We start from the raw sequence: 20,966 nt of genomic DNA, 5'->3' as shown, positions 1-20,966 counted from the left end.
CGCTGATGATTCACCTGATACCTAGGTAATATGTGTCCCTGTTAAGCGATACAAATTATCATTCTAATATCCTTGAGCTTATGGTGTTACTCGCACAATCGAGCGAACCGTGTAATCATTATTTTTTGTACCACGTAATGCTAAGGTATTGCCTAGTAGTACTAAGCATTACCTTTGGAGTCACAGATGAGCACAACCAAACCCGTGTCGGTTAAATTAGATGCCGATATTAAAGCCAGAGTCGAGCATTTAGCCAAAACCCGTAAACGTTCATCACACTGGATGATGCGTGAAGCGATCCGTGAATACGTTGAGAGAGAAGAGAAACGCGTGGCGCTGCAGCAAGAAGCGTTACGCGCATGGGAAGAACACCAGACATCAGGCTTGCATGTCACCGGTGACGAAGTGGTAAGTTGGCTGGAGTCCTGGGGAAGTGAAAATGAACAGGCAGCCCCTACATGCCACAAATAGTCTTCACTGCCACTGCATTACGTGATTTAGAACGCTTACGTGAGTTTCTTCGCAGTAAAAATCCCCCTGCCGCACAACGGGCTGCCAGCGCCATAATCAATACCATTAGAAAACTGGAAAGCTATCCAGACATTGGTCGGCCTATCGATGACAATGACTTTAGCTTTAGGGAACTACTCATCGACTTTGGTGATACGGGTTATCTGGCAATGTACCAGTATGATGGAGGCGAACGATTGACCGTATTGGTATCCGTCACCAAAAAGAAGCTAGATATTGATAGAGATGCATCAGTAAAGATGTTTTCTCATGGATGTGCAATTATTAATATACTGCTGCTCTCTATAAAGACAAAAGCAAGGGATTTAAGCCCCTTGCCTCAACTTCAGTATTTGTACTCGCTGTAGCAACCGTACTAAGAAAACTAATCACCAACTTGTAGCCTACCCAATAATCGACTACAACCATAATGACGACGTCCATCACCATAGGTCTTACTGTCAACTTTGGCAAAATAACTTAACCGCAGAAACAACTCACGTAAAGTATTAGTCTGGTGAATCCGACCACGCTCTAATAGATAGCAAGGCGCTTTGGGAAAGTGAACTAAGCCTTGTGCTGCAACAACATCCAACGCTAGCGCACTCGCCCAAGCTTTAACGATTCGGTTATACAAATTAGGTCTACCAAGTTCAAATACACCTAAACTTCTATAAGCGTTACCATTAAAAAACAAACAAAGATGGTAGTGTGGTCGGTTAAGTTCACCGGTTTCCTGCACCCAGATATACAGTACTTCACTTTGATGCACAAATCCTTCAGCATTCTTACACTTTGCATTATAATCTGCGTTAATTTTCGCTTTTAGAGATGCAGTAAACCGTGTAACATAACGGTTATCATCGGCGTCATAATAGTCAGGAAATCTCAAGTCAACTCTCACAGCGAAAACCTTTGAGTACCTTTTTAATGCGTGATAAATAACGATAAGGTTATTGTGTAAATACTCCCCATAGACTCCATTTTTAAATTGAAGAATTGGCAGCCCACTAAACTCCTTGGCATTTAATACGGTTAAGTTTCTATTGTTATACTGAGACATACCACACCAACCTTAAAGTAATAAAAATAACAACCCTAGGTTGTTAATATATTATTAATAACCTAGGAGTCACAGAATTTAAAAACAAACAAGTCCCTTACAGAACAAACAGTCTGAAATAAAGATACTCGTCAAGAAACAGATATCAAAACCATACATCATAAAAAAACAACTCTGATTTTATATGCAGAAAACAATCAAGCCACACAAGGTCATTTTAATTGATATTAAACAAGTTCATATCACGTTCAAAGATAATTCTGTCAAAAGGAACTCCTGGATACAAATCAATAACGACCGTGGTGTTATAATCAAAAACATCAATAAGTCTATTCGATAAAATTTCGTTCAACGCATCATTTAAATTCTTGCTTTTTCTTAACATAGGTGGACCATATTGTAAGACCTTATTCTTTTTAATATACCGAATCCCTCGATCTCGATATGAACTTAACCAAAGCGCTAACTTTTGCCCCAGAATAACCTCCATAGGGGGTGGGCAAAAGTTATTTAAAAACTGAAAAGAGTAATAGCTCACCAAGTCAATTGCTATTTTTAATGACTCAACGGATATTTTAGAGTCAAAAGGATGATCAAAATAGTGAATATTTGCTGCAGTTCTAGCAATAATTTCTCCAAGTTTTGAAGCATGATCTCTGGCATTCTCGTAAATTCCACCAGGAGCCATTTTCAATTCAATATCGTTAGATATATCAAACCATCTTTCTTTACCTTCATCTGAAAATTCTACTATTATACGTTCCATTTATTTACCCTCTAGTAATTCTTCGATTCTTTGATTGAATTGATTGATAAATTCTTTCTCATACCTGATCCCATTGGTTTTCCGACAACCGCTACGAGGCATTGGGAAGCACACTAAAAAGCGAGAAAGAAAACCATTGTCTCTTACAATATCCTGTGATTTATCCATAAATCGTTTCAATGTTTGAGGCTGGATCATGATATGTGTAGTCAACCTAACACCTGAAAGCGTATAAGAATCCGTTGTTTTTCTTGTCACTGTGACATCATCGCCACTCCAAATGGCATTGAGCACAGGCGTGTTTGACATTAGGGCACTATTGGTTAGCACACCGCCCTCACTTGACCCAAGATACGCATATGGTGAGTCATTCTTGAGTCCAAACGTAAGCGCCTCTAGCGTACTATCCTCATAAATAATTCTGAAAGCCTTTGGCCGTTGTGGTTGTTTTGCTTCATGCTCGATCAACTCTTGTAAAGGATCATTTATTTCATTTACTTCACTTACCCCATTTTCTGTTTTCCTAGATTCCTTCATTTCTGAGCAATCTTTTTTTAAGCGACTTGGATTTAGCATCATGTACCTCTCTCAAAATCTCATACTTAATTAACTGTTCTTTACAAGATAATTCACGATTTTTTTGGTAATTTTTTATCCCTTCCATTAATAAATTTTCAACCGTAGATTTCCGCTCACCTGAATCTGCGCAAGTTAATAAGTTAAGCGAGATTGGACAAATCTTCCCTGTTGGTAATTCAACATCTATATGTCCTTGTAAGGCAGTTGAAATAGCAGCAAGTGCTGTACTGACAATTAGGGGATATGCAGCTTGAGTAATTAAACATATTTCAAGTATCGTATCACCTAACAGAGTGCCTTCTCCTATTTTTGGACAAACTCCATCAGAAACTGGAAACGTACTATATATTTTTTTATTATACCGCCGCGGATGTGAATATTTATTTTCAAAACGTTCTGACATATCAGTTTTCCTTTGATAATAAGTCATATGGTCAGTGACCAGTACACCTTTAATCCATTACTGAACTCTTATTGATTTAAGCCATGCTTCAACCTCACCGAAATACCAACCTACCGCTCTGGCCCCAAGTGTAACCTTTTTAGGGAAAGTCGGATCGTATCGTGGTGATCGCGGATTTTGTTTGTCATAAATGGTAGAGCGTGATAGTCCAGTTAACTGAATAACGCTAACAAGTCTAATAATTGAATAGCTAGGAGTTGCATCAAACATAGTCACCTCATTTATGTGTAAATGTGCAAGGTCACTATAAGTAGTCTAAAAATAATTAATAAGGGAGCGAATGGATAGAAATCACTCCCCCGAAAAGTCAAAACCTTGATTTAAAACAGATTTAGCTCACCCTAACTTTTTTTCGTAAAATAATCTCAGCATATTTAACATTATCCTCTGAAAAATTGTGATCATTAAAATATGTGATTAATAAAGAATTTACTTTTGACGTGTCCTCAGTTTTGATGTGTATGCCATGTAACGCAAACGCTTTTACCAAAAAGGGAAATTTACAATCTGGATTAGCATTATCGTTGACCAATGGTTCTCTAATATTATTACCCTTAGGGTTTGGGATTAGGAAATAAGCTGCAGTCACAGCTTTCTTACCAGAGTATCCCAATGTACGTTCTATTTTTGCAGCTAGGTCCTTGGATGTGATTTTTGATTTACAATTATTTGAAAAAAGTTGATAACCTAACGCGGCTAATTGATCGAGATCACTCTGATTGCGCAAATCCTTTGGGATGTAATAAGGACTATCATTGGGGATAGAATCCAGATCATTATGTATAAAATTGAGAATGTCTGACTCATAGACGACTAATGAATCGAAGGTAATATCAATCCCAACTATGTCATTTAGCGTACTATTATCTTTAGCCCAATAATCGACGGTTTTATTGGTAAATAGGATTTCACCACAAGAGGCAGATTTCAGGAGAGTACGGGAAATTGGTTTGTCATCAATAGTCTGAATATTAGACTTTTGACTTCGGCGATTTTCTACAGCTAAACTCAATTTACCACCGGTGTCATAAATCATGATTAAATCTAACTTATTGATTCTTAAGTTTTTATGAGTAAGCAAAATGAATAGATCATTTGCTCCTAGACAACCGTAGCTGACACCCTTTATGAGTTGGACATCAGTGATTTTTTGAAGATCTCTTTCAAACTGTTCCTTATCACTTGCAGCACCACTGTAAGTAGCGACAGATCTTACTGTCTTTGAAGCTTTTATTATTCCTTGTATCCACTTAACTGGAACATCACTAGCGCGTTTAATAACCCATGCATTCTTATTATCAGGCACCCTGAAAAATATCGGCCTATCCTTATCCATCAAAAATTCTATGACAGAGGCGGCACTTGTATTCAAATTGACTGACGATAGCTGAACCACTCTTTCCATAGACTTATATCCTTAATTGTTTGCTATTTCTGCTACTAATAGCAGAAATAGCAAACGGGGTGATAACAATTTTTTTACTCTGATGGACTGTAGTGGTTTTGAAACTTGCGTACAGGGTGACTAATTTGCTTCGCGCTAAGTGTAGTTCGCCGAGTAAACATGAAAATCACAGCGTTGTTGCCTAAATGAATGAACCTTCTGTCTAAGATGCGAGCAGATCATGTAACTACCACACAGGAAGCTCATCAGATATGCAAACCAAAGCATCGCATCACCAATTGACCAGAATATTACAAAGCGCTGACCAACCGAGGCTCACTGACTTTTTGGATAGACGCACAGGCAATCAACCCCTGCGCTGCAAAAGCAAATAATCTATCGCTATAACCTTGAGAGCTCACACTACGGATGATCTCAGGGTCAATATTCAAATGATCATGCACCAATGCATTACGCTGGCCTATTACTTTACGCCAGCCACCCAACTCATCGGCTGGTTGTGCTCCTCGTTGACACAGGATCTCAAATGCTTGGTAAGCATCCTGCGGACTATGCCCTGCAAGAGCCATAGCCCAATGTTTCGCAATGCCAATACAAGCTTCAATAGAGACCTGTAGTGTGCGCTCTGCTGCGCGTTCTTCAAGATTAGATAGGGGACGCTGACTAAGTAATTGACGTAACTCTCCAAGCTCGGCTTGATACCAGCTAAGGCTTAAGCGCAATGACGTGATATAGGCATTATCCAAAATAATAAAGTGGTTTAGGGCTGAATAATCGAGTTCCATTTGCGACATAATGCGAGACTCCTCTTGCATTCTTCGACCTTCATCTCGACTAAAGATAAGTTTATTGGCATTAATGATCCCAAAAGCCAGAGGGATTGGTGCAAGGTTGATATCGACAACGGAAAGCTTTCCTTCGGCTAGCCCCAATGTTCTTTGCCAATCCATAGCAAGCACTTCAGCTCTAATACGAGTATCAAGCACACTGTCCGCCTTTACCGGGTCGAATGCAACGGCTAAATCCCAATCACTATGCTCGCTAGCATTTCCTTTCGCCTGCGAACCATACAGCCATAATACCGCCACCTTCGGATGGCTTGCAGCTAAAGCGCTTATTTGTTGTAAATACTGGCTCTGCTCGATAGTCATTGGCTTGGCTTTAGGTTTGTCATGATGTAAGTGTACAAATCCTGAGTCGGACTTCAGGAAGGGGCCGTGTGTCACGTCCCCTAACCTTTTAACTCAGGAGATAATATCTATTCGGCCTTAACAGGTCATGCCCCTAATTTTCTTGACCCCGCTGTTACTGACAAAGACCCGACTGCTGCAGTGGCAATATGATTGCTCCACCACTCCATTAACTTGGTCCGTCGCTCTAAATAGGTAGTGCGATTATAGGCGCTGCGGATTTGGTTTTTATCTACGTGGGCTAACGCTGCCTCAATAACATCACCATCAAAGCCTTGTTCATTTAAGGTAGTGCTCGCCAGTGAGCGTAAACCATGCCCCGTTGTTCTTCCCTTTAATCCCATTCGCCCTAATGCTTTGTTGATGGTTTCAGGATCTGTGTGCTTTTTAGGATCTTTAGATGATGGAAAGACAAATTGGCTCTGCTCACTAATCGGCTTAACAGTTTCGAGTATCGCGAGAGTATGCTCTGTAAGCGGGATAATATGCTCACGATTCATTTTCATGCGTGATTCAGGAATAGTCCAAAGTTTGGCATCAAAATCGATTTCTTCCCAACGGGCTCCGGCCGCTTCATTTGGCCTGGTCATTGTGTGCAATTGCCATTCAATCAAACACCGGGTCGTTAACAATAAATTGGCGTTTGCAATAGTCTGCAGCAACTCAGCTAGCTCTGCTGGTTTTAATGCTTTCAGATGTTCTACTTTGCTCTTTCTAAATACTTCTCGAATACCTGACAACGGATTAGCATGAATGTAACCAGAGTTAACTGAAAAGTTCATGATTTCATTCAGCAACTGAGCGGTACGTTTAACCGTTTCAAGATGCCCCTTCTGCTCTAGGGGCTTGAGCGCGGCAATGGCTATGGGAGCCGTGAGTCTGCTAATCGCAATACTCCCAAGTTTAGGGAAGGCATACAGCTCAAGCTTACGCCAATTGCCTTCGATGGTTTTAGGCTTAATGCTTCCCTGCTTAGAGTCCATCCACATTTGCGCAATATGCTTGAGAGTTTGAGCGTTCTCTGTTGCCGCTTTTAATTTGTTTTCAACTTTAAGTAATTGAGGGTCGATGCCTTCGGCCAAGTTTTTTCGCGCTTCTAGCGCTTTATCTCGCGCCTCAGCTAAGGATACATCAGGATATGAGCCTAAACCAAAATAGGTGGGTTTGCTGGTGGAGGGACGTATGTATCTAAATTCCCACGTTTTCCCTGCAGTGCGCACATAGAGATAGAGATTGCCACCATCTGACAATCGATAGGGCTTTGCTTCCGCTTTAGCATTGAGCACCGCTTTTGCAGTCAGCTTATTTGTACTCCTTCCCATACCGTTTTACCCTCTCAAATTAAACCCAAAAGTAATGCTTGATTTTCGCATCATTTTTCACTCGAAAATCAAGCATTACTTATCACTGAATAAATTCAGACAAATCAGGATATTGCCAAGTTAAATCTGGGCCATAAAATCGAGAAAATCAAGTAAAAAAACGGCATAAATAAAGGGTATTTTTGAAGCCAAAAGTAATGCCAAAATTTATCAAACTTCCTTGGCATTACTTTTGGCATTACTAAAAATTTCGGATGCAGTAGGATGTCATCAAACAATATAGGATGATAAGTTATTGATTTCAATAAAATACAGGTAAGAAAAAAGACGTCCTAGGACGTCTTTAAACTTGAATGTGGCGGTGAGAGAGGGAGTCGAACCCTCGATACGTTTCCGTATACACACTTTCCAGGCGTGCTCCTTCGGCCACTCGGACATCTCACCAGATTGTTGTGATTCGTTTTACGTGTTAATCATCCACGCCGCATAACGCTATAAGCTCTATTCGTAAGCTTTCGTCGTTAACGGAGCGGTACTGTACGCAAAAGCCTGTGGGTGGTCAAGTAAAAAAGAGTTGATTTCAGGCGGTTGCGCAATTGCTAAACAAACCGCCTGATAAATTGAGATTTATGTCCGACTTTCGCCATTAATTGACGTTGAACTTGTTCACTTCCTTGGACATTAGCGCCGCATCGTAGGTCAGTGCCTTGGTCAATTCCCGTAATTCATCCGAAATCCTCTGGGTATTGAGATAAATTTCACTGATCTTCAATGCATTGCGATTCACATCCTCAGACACGGCAGACTGTTCATGGGTTGCCGTGGCAATTTGCTCATTCATGCGGTCGATAATATCCACTTGCTCGACGATACGTTTAAGCTCAATCCCCGCCTGCTCGGCTTCGTGCACGCTGTTATTGGCCTGCGCGAGTCCGCGCTCCATGGCTTTAACGGCGATGCTGGCGCCCGATTTCAGTCTATCCGTCATGTTCTTAATATCCGAGGTCGAGGTTTGTGAGCGCTGGGCAAGACTTCTCACTTCATCGGCCACTACGGCAAAGCCCCGTCCCATCTCGCCTGCCCTTGCAGCTTCAATCGCCGCATTAAGTGCAAGTAGATTCGTTTGTTCGGCAATGCCGCTTATCACATCGAGCACCACCACAATACCGTGGATTTCACGGTCGAGTTCATTAATGGCTTTAGAGGCGCCATTAATATCATCGGCTAACGCCTTAATGGCGGCGCTGGTACGACCCACTTCGATATTACCCGCTTTCGCCTCATGGTTCGCTGCGGTGGAGGCTTCCGATGCATTTACGGCGTTACTGGCGATTTCTGCCACTGTCGCACTCATCTCAGTCATTGCCGAGGCCACTTGTTCGGCCTCACTGTGCCCTGCCATCACATCTTGCTCCATTGCATGGGTGCACACATCCATTTGCTCTACCGCTTGCTGTAGCTTGCTGGCGCTTGCTCGTACTTGTAGGATCACGCTCTCGAAATCATTCATCATGTCGTTGAATGCAATAGCCAATTCCCCAAATTCATCCGAGCTGTTTTGGGTTAAACGCACGCTGAGATCATAATGTTTTCGAGCCTTTGTCACCGTCGAATACACATGGTGCACACTGTCATGTAGATAACGGATAACCGACAGACTCAACAGCAGCACTAACACTAACACCACGGTTAATGTCACGAGCACGAAGAACATATGCTCGTTGGCGGTATAGAGTCGGTCTGTGGTGGTCTTAACCAGATCGGTGGAAACTTCTTGCTCAAAATCCCGTAAACGGTCGATACGTGCCGTGGATTTCGCAAACCAATCCTCTGGGTTTTGTTGCTGAATTTTTTGATTGTCTTGGTCGATTGCTATTTGTCTTACTGCCTCAACTTCTCTGACTTCGTTACCATTTTGCAGCTGACGAATACCCTCGACGAGATTGGGCGTGGCAAGTGCCAAGAAGCGCTCCAGATAAGTATTTTGCTCTGAGACTAAGGTAATAAACTTGGCATACACCTTAGGTTTGAAGCCTGCTTGACCGAAGGTTGAACTCAGTACAGCACGCTCAATCCCCGCCCGTTCCTTCATTTGTAGATAGGCACTGAATGCCGCAGCCTTAATGGCAATTTCTTGGTTAGCGCCCGCCTTTGCCGTTTCATCGACTATGGCTAATAACTGTTTATTGAGATCGGTGTAATAGGCCACTTCATCGGCCACACTGATGGATAAACTGTCGATTTGCGAACGGATCCCCGAAAGGCGACCAAGCTGCGTGTTGATCTCCCGTAGTTTAGGCGCAAACACTTCGGGTAACGCATTGTTTGAAATGAAATCTTGGAATTGTTTTAACTGGGTATCAGTCAGTTGTCTTTGACTTGGGATTTTGCCTGCAAAGGCTTTACCCGCTGAGCCAATAAAGCCTGCGCTCATGCCACGCTCTTTTTGTAGCTCATGCACCAGATTACTGTTGGTGACCGCCAATTCACTCAATTGGACGATAAGCTTAAGCTCTTGGCGATACTCATATTTTTCAATGAGAAACAAAGCACCATATAAAAAACATGCAAATAAGGGCGGCAATACAACCATGAGTAATTTTTGTTTCAAGCTGAGGTTGCCAATCCATTGCCATTTCATAGTGATTTCCTTATTAAAGCGAGGTTAAGAGATAAGACAAAATAGGTATAGCATAGGATTTACGCGAGAACGACCATTTTTACCTAATTTAGCCATTACTAAACACCTAAAAAACAGATGCTTGCATAAGCTTTTTCGGCGGTACCCCATCTTCTACAGATAATAAACTGTGTGAGAAATAGAGATTGAAAAAGTATCAATTGCAGATACACAACCAAAACAAGGGAGGACATACTCCTCCCCCGATAAGGTCAATTAGCTAAAGAGTTGTGGGAACAGCCCTTTAATACCAGCGGCAATCACCTCAATCCCGATCGACAGCATTAATAGCCCCATCAAACGGGTAATAACGTTAATCCCTGTTTTACCAAGAATTTTGTAGATGATTGACGCCATTCTGAACAGGGCGAAACTCACCAAGCCAAAAATGATCACAGTGATAAACATCGCCACAAAATTGGAGAAGGAATTATGCTCTGCGGCAAACACGATGACCGAGCTAATCGCACCAGGGCCTGCCATTAACGGCAAGGCTAACGGCACCACCGCCACGGACTCCATCGCCGAAGATTCGCGGTCTTCCTCTTGGTTGCGTTTTACTTCGCCCAATTTCCCCTGCAGCATCGACATCGCAATAATCGCGATCAAGGTACCGCCAGCGATCCTAAAGGCCGAGAGTGAAATACTGAACATATTCAAAATATGTTGTCCCGCCACTATGGTCACCAGCAGGATCACCACCACCGCAAAGTTAGCCACTTTACCCGTATGGTTACGCTCGGCTTCGGTTTGATGGCTGGTTAGGCTCACAAACACTGGCAACAAACCAATGGGGTTGATAATGGCAACCAGACCAAGAAAAAATTTAACGTAAAGTGTTAACTCCAAGTTGCAGTCCTTATTGAGCGTGTCACGCCAATTTCATCAAACTAACCGTAAGGGCAAGTATAGTAGCTTAACCGCAGATGACTGAAAAATGAGATTTTTGAGGTTAAATCACAAGTTTGAGTAATAACTGCTGGCAATCCTCGGTGGATTTTAAGCCAAAGAGGGTAAAACAGATCATAGTTACTGTATTTTTATTACATAAGAGCGCCAAACTGATTGGACGATCACACTTTCACTGCGGCTTTAGGTGTAATTTTTCACCATAAAGAAGATTTAGCGAATCGCGCATTCCCTAAATCTTTTTAGGAGTCTTAATCATGACAGTAACTAATGCTCAAGAACTGGATCTCATGGTCGAGCGCGTCGCCAGAGCGCAAGCCGAATATGCCAGTTTTAGCCAAGCACAAGTCGATGCGATTTTCCGCGCCGCCGCACTGGCCGCCGCCGATGCGCGCATATCGCTTGCGAAAATGGCCGCCGCCGAAACCCGAATGGGAGTGATTGAAGACAAAGTGATTAAAAACCACTTTGCCTCCGAGTACATTTACAACAAATACAAAGATGAAAAGACCTGCGGAATTTTATCCGAGGACCCCACCTTCGGCACTATCACTATCGCCGAGCCCGTGGGCATTATCTGTGGGATTGTCCCCACCACAAATCCCACCTCTACCGCCATCTTCAAAGCATTAATCAGTCTTAAAACCCGTAATGCGATTATTTTCTCCCCTCACCCAAGGGCGAAAGTCTCGACCACCACAGCGGCGAAATTGGTACTAGATGCTGCTATTGCCGCCGGTGCGCCCAAGGACATTATCGGTTGGATTGATGAGCCCAGTGTGGCACTTTCCAATCAATTGATGACCCATGCTAAAGTGAACCTTATCCTCGCCACAGGTGGCCCAGGCATGGTGAAAGCCGCCTACTCCTCAGGCAAACCCGCAATTGGTGTCGGCGCAGGTAACACGCCGATTGTTATTGATGAAACCGCCGATATAAAACGTGCGGTCAGCTCGATTCTGATGTCTAAAACCTTCGATAACGGCGTTGTCTGTGCCTCAGAGCAAGCGGTGATTGTGGTCGATAGCATCTACGAGCAAGTTAAAGAGCGCTTCGCGACTCATGGTGGTTATCTCTTAAATGCCGCGCAAACCGCAGCAATGCAGCAAGTCATCCTTAAAAATGGCGGCTTAAATGCCGATATCGTCGGCCAAAGCGCCGCGACCATAGCGCAAATGGCGGGCATTGATGTCCCCCACACTACTAAGGTACTAATTGGTGAGGTCACCGATATCACTGAGGCCGAAGCCTTTGCCCACGAAAAACTATCCCCATTGCTTGGCATGTACCGCGCCGCCGATTTCAGTGATGCCGTCGATAAAGCAGAAGCCTTAGTTGCCTTAGGCGGGATTGGCCACACATCAGGCTTATATACTGACCAAGACACCCAAACCGAGCGGGTGAAAACCTTTGGTTTTAGAATGAAAACCGCGCGTATTTTAATCAACACCCCAGCCTCGCAAGGCGGCATTGGCGATCTGTACAACTTTAAACTCGCTCCCTCGCTCACCTTAGGTTGTGGTTCTTGGGGCGGAAACTCGATTTCCGAAAACGTCGGCCCAAGTCATTTAATCAATAAAAAAACCGTCGCTAAGAGGGCTGAAAACATGCTGTGGCACAAGCTTCCTTCGTCTATCTACTTTCGCCGCGGCAGTTTACCCATTGCGCTTGAAGAATTGAGCGATAAAAAACGCGCCCTCGTAGTGACCGACAGATTCCTCTTTAACCAAGGTTATTGCGACGAAACCTTAAAGATTTTAAAAGCACAGGGCCTTGAAACCGAAGTCTTTTACGAGGTGGAAGCCGACCCCACACTGGCCACCGTACGCCTAGGTGCCAAAGTCGCCAATAGCTTTAAGCCCGATGTGATTATTGCCTTAGGCGGTGGCTCACCCATGGATGCGGCCAAGATTATTTGGGTCATGTACGAGCATCCCGATGTCGACTTTGCCGATTTAGCATTGCGTTTTATGGATATCCGTAAACGTATCTATAAATTCCCTAAAATGGGCGTCAAAGCCACTATGGTGGCAATCCCCACCACATCTGGCACAGGCTCTGAGGTCACACCTTTTGCCGTAGTCACCGATGAACAAACCGGTAAAAAATACCCCATCGCCGACTATCAACTCACCCCTAACATGGCGATTGTTGACCCGAATCTGGTGATGGATATGCCTAAATCCTTAACCGCTTTCGGCGGGATCGATGCGATCACCCACGCGCTCGAAGCCTATGTCAGCGTGATGGCGAATGAGTACAGCGATGGTCAAGCCCTGCAGGCACTCGACCTACTGTGCAAATATCTGCCCGATGCTTATGAGCTTGGCGCTGCATCCCCCATCGCCCGTGAAAAAGTGCACAATGGCGCAACTATAGCCGGTATCGCCTTTGCCAACGCCTTCCTTGGGATCTGTCACTCAATGGCCCATAAACTGGGCGCCGAGTTTCACTTAGCCCATGGACTGGCCAATGCGCTACTCATCAGTAACGTGATCCGTTTTAATGCGACCGACTTACCCACTAAGCAAGCCGCATTCAGCCAATACGACAGACCCAAAGCCCTGTGTCGTTACGCCGCGATTGCCGATCATTTAGCCTTAGGTGGAAGTTCAGATGCGGAAAAAGTCGAGAAATTGCTGGAAAAAATCGAGCAACTCAAGAAGACGCTGGGCATTCCAGCATCTATCCAAGAAGCGGGAGTTAACGAAGCCGACTTCCTCGCCAAACTAGACGAGCTCGCCGAGGATGCCTTCGATGACCAATGTACTGGCGCCAACCCTCGCTATCCTCTGATTAGTGAGCTAAAACAGCTACTGCTCGACAGCTACTATGGCCGCCCTTTCACCGAGCAATAGTGCATTAAATAGTCACTGAAATTGACTGGGCTTTGTTTCCTTAGTGATATAGGTAAACAAAGCCCATTATTCACTAAAGTACCGACAAAGAAATTTGAAGATATATTCAACTGGCCGACTTATCTTAAGTTTACCAATCGAATGAATCACCAGTCCCCAAGCTTATTGTCTATCCTCAACCCTATAGTTTATTAAGACTATTTCTAAGATAAATAGAGAGTGAACCTAGAGCGCTTATGGCTATATTTACCCCTATTTCTTGCGTTCAAAAAGTCGGGACAAAGAGTATCACTAAAGTCTACGATTTGGATTAACGAGGAAGTATAACGCTGTAGATATTCTAAATTGACCTTTCAGTAAATCATGTCGATTTATAGGGTAAATGAATAGTGTCAGATAAGCGGAAAACCGTGCGGAAATAATCAAAATACCAAGCTATGTTGCCAATAGCTCGAAATAAATAATGACGGCCAAGATTTGGCTAGACCGTCATTTAGGCTGCGACAACATGGCGCTGTACCCTTAATGGATGCAAGCGATTATGCATCACCTTAATGGTTTCAAATTGCGTCATGGTTTTAGCGCCTGATAACACACATTCTGGCGATAATAACATCACCAACGCGGATTGTAGGGTGTTTTCGATGACTAAGACTAATGCGCGTTGTTTTTGGCATTTAAGCTCAAAGACTTTACCCACATCGCTAAATACGCACACATCGCTGCAATCAAAAAACCATGATTTTGGCATTTGTGGTGTCAGCATAAAATGCGCGGCTGTCGCATTTAGAGCAATTTGCACTATGGCGGCATCGGTAAGGGATAAGGTTTTCGGCAACTTGTCGAGCAAGCTCATATAGAATTTGGCGTGCGCAATATTAAATTCCATGCTTGATAAGGCATCAGGAATTAATGATTTTGCTTTATAAGCCGTCAGAAATTCTATCTCGGAACCTAACGAAACGCCTAATACACCATACGAATCGTTATATTTCCAGTGCCAATCCTTTTGTGGCAATAATAACATAACGTTTACCTACTATTTGAACACTGGCACATCATAGTAGATATTTTATTCAATATCAAAATAAAAATATAAAAATACAGATTAGTTAACAATTACTTAGTAGATCTATTTAAGGATCTTAACTGCGATCTATTGATCGTTTTAGATCGCAGTTAAGATAAATGATCGTAATTTAGATCCCTATTGAGATCTAAAGATCATTATTTTAAGCGGTAAGCTTCAACAATTTCTTTAATTAACTTTGGACCTTGGTAAATAAAACCTGAGTAAATCTGTACCATAGTCGCGCCCGCATCAAATTTAGCTAACGCATCTTCTGCGCTGTTAATTCCACCCACACCAATGATCGGGATCTGACCATTTAAACAGGTGGCTAATTGTTTGATCACTTTAGTTGAAAGCTCAGTCAATGGTTTACCACTTAACCCACCACTTTCATTGGCATTCGCAAGGCCGCTAACACCGTCACGGGTTAATGTTGTGTTAGTCGCAATCGCGCCATCAAACTTGTTTTTAATCAAGGATTGAGCAATATTTTCGATTTCTTCCGTGGTTAAATCAGGCGCAATTTTAAGGGCAATTGGCACATACTTTTTATGTTTCTCGGCCAACTCAAGTTGCTTAGTTTTTAATGCGCTTAATAATTCGTCTAATAGATCGCCATATTGTAGCGATCGTAATCCGGGTGTATTCGGTGATGAAATATTCACCGCAATATAGGCTGCATAGGGATACACTTTGTCCATGCAGATCAAATAATCGTCTTTACCCTGCTCTACTGGAGTGTCTTTATTTTTACCAATATTGACCCCAACCATGATATCGGTTTTCTTTGCGATCAAATTTTTGACCAGATTATCGACACCCTTGTTATTAAAGCCCATCCGATTGATGATCGCCTTTGCGGGTTTTAATCTAAATAAACGGGGTAAATCATTACCGGGTTGTGGTCTTGGGGTCACTGTACCCACTTCCACATGACCAAATCCCATCGCATGAAAGGCATCTATCGATTCGCCATCTTTATCCATACCTGCGGCAAGACCGACAGGATTAGGAAAAGTCAGTCCCATAAAGCTGACGGGCGCGGGCGCAATATTCTGGGCATAAAACGCATTCAATGGACTATTACCTGTCATTTTCAGGCTGCCAATGGCTAAATTATGCGCTCGCTCAGGATCCATCTGAAACATGACTTTCTGTGCGATTTTATAAAACATGTATTTTCCTCGACCTAAAAAAAGCCCCGGCGATCGCCAGGGCTTCTGATTGTTATAAAAGTTTACTTATGGCCTTCGCAATGAAGGATCAGAAGGTTCAGTTCACGCAGGGCGACAGAGAACTTAGCAAACTCATGGCTTTGCGACGTTTTGAAGTCAGCGAGCATATGGAACCATCTTTCCAGTAGGGCTTGATTGGTATCAATCCACTGAGAAATAACGCTTTGAGCGTCACAGGTTGCACTGCATGTTCTTAAGACCACTGACGTCAACGCACGTTGTTGCCAATCCAACTCTTCCCTAAAGGCTGCACGAGCCAGTGCCTGCCAATGGTTTGCCACAGGCTGTGCACTGATCTGCTCTAGGAACCAATGCAGCTCAACGCGGGCACCGAGTTTGAAATATGTCTCGGCAACGAGCTCAACTGTTTTCTCTTCGGCTTGGGCAATTTGCGCAATATCCAGAGCCGAGAACAGTGTGCTCATGTTAGCCACGACGGTCGCCACATTCTGAGGCACGTTCTCTTTGATAAGAGCGTTGATCTCAGCTTGGATACCCGCCGCTTCTTCTTCTACCAAGTAGGAATGAACATTCGCTTTGATTTGTTCAAATACGGGTTTGAAGAAGGCTACAGTTTGCTCGATGCTCCAAGTACGGTTGCGGTGACGCAGGAACCAGCGGCATGCACGGCGCATATTGCGACGTAATTGATGCAGCATTTCGCCCTGAACCACAGCAGGAACAATACCGTTTAAGTCAGTGATCGCTTTAGTTAATTCAGCTAAACCAAACACTTCGCGAGCCATAGTGTAACAAATTGCCGCGTCGGCAACTGAGGCACCAGTCTCATCTTGCATACGTTGAACAAAGTTCAGACCCATGTCGTTGACCAATTCGTTGGCCAGTGACGTGGCAATGATTTCACCGCGCAGTGGGTGCGTCACCATTCTGTGGCTGTACAGTTCCTGAAGTTGTTTCGGGAAGTAAGCAATCAACAGTTGGCTCAGCAGCGTGTCTTCGGTGATTTCTTGAGTCAGTAACTGCTCTTTCAGTACCATCTTAGCGTACGCCACCAGTACCGACAGCTCTGGACGCGTTAAGGCGCGGCCATTGGCTAAACGTTCTGCCAGCTCTTCTTCCGATGGTAAGAATTCTAAGGCGCGGTCTAACTTGCCTTCTTTTTCCAGATACTGGATAAAGCGAATTTGCTCTTTTAACTGCTCAGCACCGCGGACTTGGGTGACCGAAATCGTACGGGTTTGATCTTTACAATCCTGCAGTACGATTTGGCCAACTTCTTCAGTCATCTCTTCCAGTAAACGGTTACGTTGCTTGAGTGTCAGTTCACCCTCAGCGACTAACGCGTTTAATAGAATTTTGATGTTAACTTCGTTGTCAGAACAGTCCACACCACCTACGTTATCCACGAAGTCAGTGTTGATACGACCGCCGTTTGCCGCGTATTCAATACGACCTAACTGAGTACAACCTAAGTTACCACCCTCGCCCACGATCTTGGCGCGCAGTTCGCGACCATTGACACGCAGCGCATCGTTAGCGCGGTCGCCTACTTCTGCATGGGTTTCGCGTGATGACTTAACATAAGTACCGATACCACCGTTCCAAATCAGATCCACTGGCATTTTCAGCAGTTCTTTCATCAGCTCAGTCGGAGTCATCGACGTCTTTTCCGTTTCCAGCATTTGCTTCATTTCAGCAGACAATGGAATGGACTTAGATGAACGCAGGAAGATACCGCCGCCCTTAGAAATCAGCTTGCTGTTGTAGTCTTCCCAGGTTGAACGTGGCAGCGCGAATAAACGGGCACGTTCTTCATAGCTGGCAGCTGTATCTGGATTCGGGTCGATAAAGATATGCATGTGGTTGAATGCAGCCACAAGTTTTGTGTGCTTAGACAACAACATACCGTTACCAAATACGTCACCCGCCATGTCACCAATACCTAAACAGGTAAAGTCTGTGGTTTGACAATCGATACCCACTTCGCGGAAGTGACGTTTAACCGATTCCCAACCACCTCTGGCCGTGATACCCATTTTCTTATGGTCGTAACCGTTACTACCACCCGATGCGAACGCATCGCCTAACCAGAAGTTATATTCTTGAGAAATGGCGTTAGCGATGTCAGAGAAGGTGGCAGTCCCTTTGTCTGCCGCGACCACTAAATATGGATCATCTTCATCGTGACGGACCACATCTACCGGGTGAACGATTTCACCGTTAACGATGTTATCTGTGATATCGAGCAGCGCACGGATAAAGATGCGGTAACATTCTTGACCTTCGGTGAAGAAGGCTTCGCGGCCACCTTCAGTAGGCAGTTGTTTACAAACGAAACCACCTTTCGCGCCCACAGGCACAATTACGGTGTTCTTCACTTGTTGTGCTTTTACTAAGCCAAGCACTTCAGTACGGAAGTCTTCACGGCGGTCAGACCAACGCAGACCACCACGAGCCACTTTACCGTAGCGTAAATGCACACCTTCAACCCGTGGCGAATAAACGAAAATTTCGAATTTCGGCAACGGACGCGGCATTTCAGGAATTAACGAAGGCATGAATTTAAACGAGATATAACTCTTAGATTCGCCTTTGGCATCCAGTTGGTAGAAGTTAGTACGCAGCGTGGCGTTAATCAAATCGAGGTAACGACGGATAATACGGTCATCGTCTAGGCTCGATACTTCGTCTAAACGTAGGTTGATCTGCTCCATAAACTTGCCCAGAGTACGGGTCTTCAGTTTTGGATTGAACTTACGAATAAACATTTTCACCAACAAATCAGCGATTTGTGGGTAACGGCCGAAGGTTTCTTCGATGTAAGCTTGGCTGAATGTCGCATCGATTTGACGCATGTACTTAGCGTAAGCACGCAGTACTGACACTTCACGGCCTGTTAAACCTGACGCCAGAATGATGCGGTTAAAACCGTCATCTTCTAGTTTCTTTTGCCACACTTGAGAGAGTGCAGTTTGGAATCTGTCTTGGCTGTCGGCAATATTGTCGGTATTAGTGACTTTAACCGTCATTAAGAAGTCTAAGATCCAGAAGGTAGAACCGTCTGAGGTCGTCACTTCATAGGGACGCTCGTTGATCACGCGCAGACCAAAGTTTTCCAGCATCGGCAGCACGTCAGAAAGATGGATTGGCTCATCTTTATGGAATAGTTTTAAACGCACTTTGTTGTCGTTCAACGCTGCTTCCTGCGGTTGATAGAACAACATGCCTAACTTGTGTTCGTCATCCAGTGCTTCAAGCTGTTGCATATCCACAACGGCAGAGCTTGGTAATACGTCTTCTTTATAGCTTTGTTCGAAGGCGTTAGCGTAACGCTTCATCAGATGAGTACCGGCTTCTTCACCTAAGGCGGTGTTTAGCGCGGTATTTAACTTATCTTCCCACGAGCGTGCCGCTTCAATTAAATTGTTTTCAATGGCAGCCACATCTACATCCATATTATTGTTATCAACTTTGACAATGTAGTGAGTACGGGCCAGGGTTGACTCGGAGAAATACGTCGTAAACTCTACATCTTCTTTGCTGTTGAAATGCTGAGCCAGAATACGTTGAGTATCTTGGCGAAGTTTAGTGTTGTAACGATCTTTTGAAACGTACACTAAACAGGATAAGAAACGACCGAAACCATCTTTGCGAACAAAGAGTTTCAGTTTGTCCCTGTCTTGCATCTCGAGCACACCGTGCGCCGTGTGTGCTAAATCATCAACATTGGCTTGGATTAGCTCATCGCGCGGCAGGTTTTCGAGAATGTTCAGCAGGGCTTTATAGTCGTGAGAACGTGGCGTTAAACCTGAACGGTCTAATACGCGCTGGACTTTTTCGTTCAGCAGCGGGATCTCACGTGGGCTGCGGTTATACACATTTGAGGCGTACAAACCGATGAATCTATCTTCACCGACCACATTGCCTTTCTTGTCAAAGCGTTTGATACCGATATAGTCCACATAAGCAGGACGGTGCACGCGGCTCTTGGCGCTGCTCTTGGTCAGGATCAGTAAACTGTGGTCTAAGGCTTCTTTACGGGCACTGTCAGAGAAGCTTGATAATAATAAACCTTGCTCTGGCTGAGTCTTATGGTGCTTATTCATTAAGCCTAAACTAGAGGCCATATTTGGCACTAGTTCGACGTCGCCTTCAACGCGTTTTAAATCGTATTGACGGTAACCCAGTAAGGTAAAGTGATGATTATTAAGATAAGTTAAGAAGTTAATCGCTTCTTCTAACTCTTGCTTCTCACCGGGGAATGGACGCTTAGGTAAATCTTTAATGGTCTCACTCAGCTTAGCTGACATCGCGCTCCAGTCGTTGACTGATGCAGCCACATCACCCAGCACAGATTGGATTTCGCGCTCAAGGGCTTTGATATCCACACTGCTGCTTTGACGGTCGATTTCAATCAGGAAAACGGCAACGTGTTCAGTGCTGTCAGGGCTTTGATTCAGGTAAGTGACTTTAGTTACATCCTGGGCTGAACGCTCAATCGCCAGCGGAGTGTGTAACATCATGTGAGCCGTAATACCCATACGATTCAATGCCATACCAACTGAATCTACCAGGAATGGCATGTCAGGTTGGATAACTTCAATGATCGAATGAGTTGATTGCCAGCCGTGTTTTGACTGACTTGGATTGAATACTCTGAGGTGAGTCTCCCCTTTCGGGGTTTTGTTTAGTGCATTCCATAAACTGAGAACCGCACCATACAGGTCGCTGTCGTTACGCGCATTGAGGTCGTCTTTCGACATGTGGGCATAAAGGCAGGTCGCGAACTGTTCAACTTGCTTGGCTTGTGAATTAGGGACTTTAGCGTGAATTAAACTGACTACATTTTCAAGTAGTACTGAAGGCATTGCATCTTTCAAGGCCATGTTGCTGTTTCCTTAAGCGTCTATGGCAGCGCTTTTTTTCATTATTTGGATGCTTCGGCTTAACGAT

At 44.1% G+C, this 20,966-nt stretch carries 13 protein-coding genes, 1 tRNA gene and 3 pseudogenes; 4 read left to right on the top strand and 13 right to left on the bottom strand.

The genetic code is table 11. The annotated features are described in order from the left end of the window. Nucleotides 1-186: 186 nt before the first annotated feature. Nucleotides 187-471 (top strand): CopG family ribbon-helix-helix protein, encoded by a 285-nt coding sequence (locus N7386_RS09595; protein ID WP_126513023.1) that lies wholly within the window; start codon nt 187-189, stop codon nt 469-471. Further along, nucleotides 459-878, top strand: a complete 420-nt coding sequence (locus tag N7386_RS09590; protein WP_126513022.1) for a type II toxin-antitoxin system RelE/ParE family toxin — start codon at nt 459-461, stop codon at nt 876-878. The genes N7386_RS09595 and N7386_RS09590 overlap by 13 nt, the downstream gene beginning before the upstream one ends. Before the next feature lie 17 nt (nt 879-895). On the opposite strand, the gene N7386_RS09585 is transcribed toward N7386_RS09590, so the two are convergent. The 5 genes and pseudogenes from N7386_RS09585 to N7386_RS09565 form a co-directional block, all read right to left on the bottom strand. Further along, entirely contained in the window at nt 896-1,573 is a 678-nt protein-coding gene (locus tag N7386_RS09585; RefSeq protein WP_126513021.1) for an inovirus Gp2 family protein, read from the bottom strand. 217 nt (nt 1,574-1,790) lie between these two features. Continuing rightward, a pseudogene (locus N7386_RS09580) lies at nt 1,791-2,876 on the bottom strand (DUF3987 domain-containing protein). Continuing rightward, complete coding sequence (locus N7386_RS09575; protein WP_164717944.1) at nt 2,863-3,321, bottom strand: DUF3987 domain-containing protein; 459 nt, start codon at nt 3,319-3,321, stop codon at nt 2,863-2,865. Before N7386_RS09575 ends, N7386_RS09580 begins: the two are co-directional and overlap by 14 nt. A gap of 57 nt (nt 3,322-3,378) precedes the next feature. After that, entirely contained in the window at nt 3,379-3,591 is a 213-nt protein-coding gene (locus N7386_RS09570) for an AlpA family phage regulatory protein (protein WP_076500103.1), read from the bottom strand. Nucleotides 3,592-3,712: 121 nt separating this feature from the next. Continuing rightward, on the bottom strand, nt 3,713-4,786 hold the full coding sequence (locus N7386_RS09565) for a hypothetical protein (protein ID WP_126513017.1): 1,074 nt from the start codon (nt 4,784-4,786) through the stop codon (nt 3,713-3,715). A 249-nt stretch (nt 4,787-5,035) separates the two neighbouring features. On the opposite strand from N7386_RS09565, the pseudogene N7386_RS09560 reads away from it, so the two are divergent. Beyond that, nucleotides 5,036-5,134, top strand: a pseudogene (locus tag N7386_RS09560) (IS5/IS1182 family transposase); the annotation flags it as partial. A gap of 47 nt (nt 5,135-5,181) precedes the next feature. Here N7386_RS09560 and N7386_RS09555 read toward each other — a convergent pair. The 5 genes and pseudogenes from N7386_RS09555 to N7386_RS09535 all read right to left on the bottom strand — a co-directional run. Continuing rightward, a pseudogene (locus tag N7386_RS09555) lies at nt 5,182-5,937 on the bottom strand (HepT-like ribonuclease domain-containing protein); the annotation flags it as partial. 125 nt (nt 5,938-6,062) lie between these two features. After that, complete coding sequence (locus tag N7386_RS09550) at nt 6,063-7,298, bottom strand: tyrosine-type recombinase/integrase (RefSeq protein ID WP_037425208.1); 1,236 nt, start codon at nt 7,296-7,298, stop codon at nt 6,063-6,065. A gap of 356 nt (nt 7,299-7,654) precedes the next feature. Then, nucleotides 7,655-7,742, bottom strand: a tRNA-Ser gene (locus N7386_RS09545). 202 nt (nt 7,743-7,944) lie between these two features. After that, nucleotides 7,945-9,939 carry a methyl-accepting chemotaxis protein gene (locus N7386_RS09540; protein ID WP_086904676.1) on the bottom strand — a complete coding sequence of 665 codons (1,995 nt, stop codon included), beginning with the start codon at nt 9,937-9,939 and terminating at the stop codon, nt 7,945-7,947. Between the two features lie 255 nt (nt 9,940-10,194). Further along, complete coding sequence (locus tag N7386_RS09535) at nt 10,195-10,827, bottom strand: YchE family NAAT transporter (protein WP_011622460.1); 633 nt, start codon at nt 10,825-10,827, stop codon at nt 10,195-10,197. Nucleotides 10,828-11,144: 317 nt separating this feature from the next. On the opposite strand from N7386_RS09535, the gene adhE reads away from it, so the two are divergent. Further along, entirely contained in the window at nt 11,145-13,745 is a 2,601-nt protein-coding gene (adhE, locus tag N7386_RS09530) for a bifunctional acetaldehyde-CoA/alcohol dehydrogenase (RefSeq protein ID WP_086904675.1), read from the top strand. A gap of 493 nt (nt 13,746-14,238) precedes the next feature. On the opposite strand, the gene N7386_RS09525 is transcribed toward adhE, so the two are convergent. From N7386_RS09525 to N7386_RS09515, 3 genes are all read right to left on the bottom strand, one after another. After that, on the bottom strand, nt 14,239-14,772 hold the full coding sequence (locus N7386_RS09525) for a cell division protein ZapC (protein WP_011622458.1): 534 nt from the start codon (nt 14,770-14,772) through the stop codon (nt 14,239-14,241). A gap of 200 nt (nt 14,773-14,972) precedes the next feature. Then, on the bottom strand, nt 14,973-15,992 hold the full coding sequence (gene pyrD, locus N7386_RS09520; RefSeq protein ID WP_011622457.1) for a quinone-dependent dihydroorotate dehydrogenase: 1,020 nt from the start codon (nt 15,990-15,992) through the stop codon (nt 14,973-14,975). Nucleotides 15,993-16,054: 62 nt separating this feature from the next. After that, nucleotides 16,055-20,899, bottom strand: coding sequence for an NAD-glutamate dehydrogenase (locus tag N7386_RS09515; RefSeq protein WP_086904709.1), 4,845 nt, complete (start codon nt 20,897-20,899; stop codon nt 16,055-16,057). Nucleotides 20,900-20,966: the final 67 nt, after the last annotated feature.

Source organism: Shewanella sp. GD04112, from assembly GCF_029835735.1.
Classification (GTDB): domain Bacteria; phylum Pseudomonadota; class Gammaproteobacteria; order Enterobacterales; family Shewanellaceae; genus Shewanella.
Note: the sequence above shows the minus strand (reverse complement) of the source record. Positions and strands in the feature narration are given on the sequence as shown.